Here is a 2,963-nt window from a genome sequence, read left to right as displayed (position 1 = left end):
ATCAAAAAATGCTGATATTTCCTCGGCCATAGAACGTTGTTGAGCCGCATATTCAAGCTCTTTCAGTTGCTGGAACAAATCTTCCAGCTCGTAGCGGACAAGGGATATTTCTTGTGGGGTGTCAAGCTTTCTTGACTTCAAATCGCATTTGTATCCACGTAGTTCCAACTGTTCAGCCAATGATTGCAACACAACCAGGGCATTGCCTTTTTCGTCGGTGGGAAGTGGAGTCCCATTACAAATGCTCTTCCATTGGGCAATGTCGTCGACGGGGTGTGGGATCCCGTCTATCAACTTGTCAATCAGGAACCTTTTTTCAGGGACAAAGACGATACTCCTACCCTGATTATGAACCAAGCCGGTTGCTTTCAGGTGTCGCAAATTCATATCTGCATAATCCCCGAAAGTACCAGCTTCCTTGCTATACTTTTTCGCCAATAACTGGGTGTATTCATTGTCAAAGGCTTTTTTATTCTTTGCCTTGTCCCTTTGTTCTCGAAAAGAAATAACCTCTTTTGTTACAATGTCAGATGAAGTCATATTCTCTGACAACTGGGCAACCAAAGCCATTTCGACAGGATTTAATCGACATTCACCAGTCATCTGTTCAAGATTCTTCATTAGGGTCAATATATGGCGTAGAGGGTGGAAAAGCCCATTCGCAGAATGGTGATGCTTCTCCATCGGCAGGTAAAGCCCAACCAAAGAACGTAAAAAGCACTCTTGCCAACCAGAAACAGTTTCTGCTTCTATCAGATGCCAACCATGTGGCGATATTTCACTTGGATTGCCGATTTCCTGTTGCCATTTTTCCAGCAATGCCATTTTCGGGGCTTTCGGATACAAGAATCCAAGCTTGGTCATGGCATGTCGCCATTTTCTACCCAAATCTCCAGTTGGCTTTTTCCCTTTTTGGGGTTCTGCCAATGAAACTATACCATGCTCACCGAGGAACTCGCGAAAAGCTACCTCTTCCCGTTCACCGTACAAGTTACCTTCCATGGAAGAACGCGAAAGAAGGATTAAACAGTCCCGCAACCGAAACGGGCTACGAACAGTGGTGTTGCCGAAAAGCCATATGGGTTGTTTTTGTGCCATGCTTTGTTGCCCTTAATAGCCTACGAAGATATATTCTTTTACGGTGTTGTTGTTGTCTCCGACCTTGTGGTTCTGCGTGCCAAACGAATATTTGTAATCCACCGCAATGACTTCAACGTGTTGCTTATATTTGGACATAAGCTCGACCATCTCGTCCAAGGTGGGCAAGGAGTTCGATGAATAGGACACAACCTGGACGCTCTCCCTGAACTTTCTAAAAAGCCGGTCAAAAGCGTCATACGCCCCGTTCTTGGTCGAAAACGGGGTGGGGTAGTTTTTAAACTTCTTCGTTTTGGTATGCCATTGCATTTCCACGTCCTGCCAATCACATGCGATGCCTTCCGCAAAATGGTATCGCCTCACGTACTCGTTGTCAGAATGCTGGCTGAAATATGGCGGATCCATGTAGACCAGATCAGAACTGTTCCTGATCAACATAGCATCACCTCGGCGGACTATGTTCTGCTGTCCGTTGTCGAAAACTGCTTCGTTGTTGATCTGGACCGCTTCCAAGAACTGCTTTCCGAAACTCATCCGAAGATCTTTCCTGCCATCGTCATGCCTGTAGCCAACGTAGGTAAAAATGCCGCGAGGACGCTTTTTAAAGCATGCCCGGCACAGGGATGCGGTGGCAATAGCCCGTTGATAAGGATTTCGTAGGGCTTTTATGTTCGCCCGGAGATTGTCGATGAGGACATTCTCCTCATCGGTGAAGTACAGTCCCCGGAATGTTTTCTGGACGAATTTGTCGCTATCGTCCGAGGGGCCCAGAAGCGACTTTGCCATGTCCATGGGCAGCGTCACCGTATTGTTCTCGATCAATGCCTTGGCGTAGGTCGAACACAACGCCATGTAATCGTTGCTGACCACCTGTTTGCCTTCTGTTTTCAGCATGTAGCTGACAATACCGGACCCTGAAAAAAGGTCCAGAACAGTATTGCAATCAAACTGGCGAATAATGTCCCGGATGTGAGGCAAAAGCTTGGCCTTGGACCCCATATAGCGGGTGGATGGGTACTTCTTGATTTGCCCGGAAAGAGGCTTGGGGATGGGGCGCAGGGTAAAGCTCTTGCGGGGCTTCACCGTCACCACCACATCCTCACCAGTACGTTTTTTGCCTTTGCTACTGATATTTCGCTTGGTCTGGTATACGTCGATTTTGAACTGTCCATACAGTTCATGAACTAACGGATGATTTGAGTTGGTCAAGACGACATGACAACCCAAGCCACATAGACGTTTTACCTCATCGGCCAACCCTTGGTGGTCCTCTTCGTAGAACTGTTCCTTGGTGTATCGCTTGAAATCGCTATATTCGGAGATAGGAAGATAGGGCGGATCCAGAAAGATAAAATCTCCCTTTTTCGCATGCTCCCGCAATACATCTTTGTAGTCCCCGCATATGATCGATTTCCCGTGCAAGGCCAGGGATGCTTGGCGAAGGTTGGCTTCATCGCAAATGGTCGGATTTGTGTAGAAACCAAAGGGGACATTGAAACCGCCCTTCTTGTTGACCCGGTAAAGTCCGTTGAAACAAGTGCGGTTTAAGAAAATCGTCCGTGCGGCCGCTTGCACGGGGGTAAGCGAATGCCAGTCCTGCGCACGAACTTCATAAAACAGATCCTTGTCGTTCTTGAACGGGCGCAAGGCCAAAATCAGCTCGTTCACCTGGCTGGCCACAACGCTATACAAGTTGGCCAGCTCGGGGTTGGAGTCGGCGATCACCGCATTGGCCGGAGCCGTTGCGAAAAACAAGGCACCACCACCGATAAACGGCTCGATATATTTCCCGTATGCAGGGGGAACAAGCGGGACAAGAATGTCCAGCATCTGTGACTTCCCGCCTGCCCATTTTAAAATGGGTT

General features: G+C 48.1%; 2 protein-coding genes. Both read right to left on the bottom strand.

Annotation, left to right across the window (positions count from 1 at the left end):
• On the bottom strand, positions 1-1,098 hold a 1,098-nt coding region (locus tag QQS14_RS16235; protein ID WP_285908062.1), incomplete at its 3' end, for an AlwI family type II restriction endonuclease.
• Positions 1,099-1,110: 12 nt separating this feature from the next.
• On the bottom strand, positions 1,111-2,963 hold a 1,853-nt coding region (locus QQS14_RS16230; protein WP_285908061.1), incomplete at its 5' end, for a Dam family site-specific DNA-(adenine-N6)-methyltransferase.

This window comes from Pseudodesulfovibrio pelocollis, from assembly GCF_030282845.1.
Classification (GTDB): domain Bacteria; phylum Desulfobacterota; class Desulfovibrionia; order Desulfovibrionales; family Desulfovibrionaceae; genus Pseudodesulfovibrio; species Pseudodesulfovibrio pelocollis.
Note: the sequence above shows the minus strand (reverse complement) of the source record. Positions and strands in the feature narration are given on the sequence as shown.